The sequence below is a fragment of the Agrobacterium sp. MS2 genome (genome assembly GCF_003261015.1).
Taxonomy (GTDB): Bacteria; Pseudomonadota; Alphaproteobacteria; order Rhizobiales; family Rhizobiaceae; genus Agrobacterium; species Agrobacterium pusense.
This window is the reverse complement of the sequence record NZ_QLNF01000059.1, coordinates 1-717: the sequence shown is the minus strand read 5'-3', so window position 1 is coordinate 717 and position 717 is coordinate 1. Positions and strand designations below refer to the sequence as shown.

2 tRNA genes are annotated in these 717 nt (G+C 53.7%); both read right to left on the bottom strand.

The window, feature by feature from the left end:
• Window positions 1–306: 306 nt before the first annotated feature.
• Window positions 307–382 (bottom strand) — tRNA-Ala (locus tag DOU54_RS16875).
• A gap of 94 nt (window positions 383–476) precedes the next feature.
• Window positions 477–553, bottom strand: a tRNA-Ile gene (locus DOU54_RS16870).
• Between the last annotated feature and the right edge of the window lie 164 nt (window positions 554–717).

Here is a 717-nt window from a genome sequence, read left to right as displayed (position 1 = left end):
TACCTCCAATCCCTCCACCAATTCCGGCCGACTAAGCCATCACATGGTTTCACAGGGACTGGGCTCGGACGTTTCAAACCACAAGGGCTCAAAACACCTGGACGCTTCCAGACATATCTTCTCTTCACAATGTATTCAGAACAGGCATCAGTCCTCTCAGACGATGCAAACTTTTATTTCCTCAAAGAAGACAATTCGCAGCCGCCGGATCAATTCTCCAGTACAGCGCGGTAGCGCGTCGCCGATCGTTCGGCGCCCTCGCGGAGGGTAGGTCCGAAGGACCGCTCACCCGTGAGCGCAATTAAATGGTGGAGCTGAGCGGGATCGAACCGCTGACCCCCTGCTTGCAAAGCAGGTGCTCTCCCAGCTGAGCTACAGCCCCATCCAGCTCGATCACCCAAGTCTCATCAACCAGGCGCGGCAACAATTCGCATCAACCAACAGTCTCAACCCAAACCCTCATTCACATATGCAAATGGTGGGCCCGGGAAGACTTGAACTTCCGACCCCACGCTTATCAAGCGTGTGCTCTAACCAACTGAGCTACGGGCCCATTCCGGTACCGGTCGATGCGGCTTTTGTCTTCTTGAAGAAAGAGAAACGTGGACGGCGAACCTCGCCATACCAATCCGATTACCGAAGTAATTCCGTGGCGTATTACGTTTCGATGGTCACCTGACTGGTGCCATCTATGTTCTAAAAAGCACGGGAAAGTTC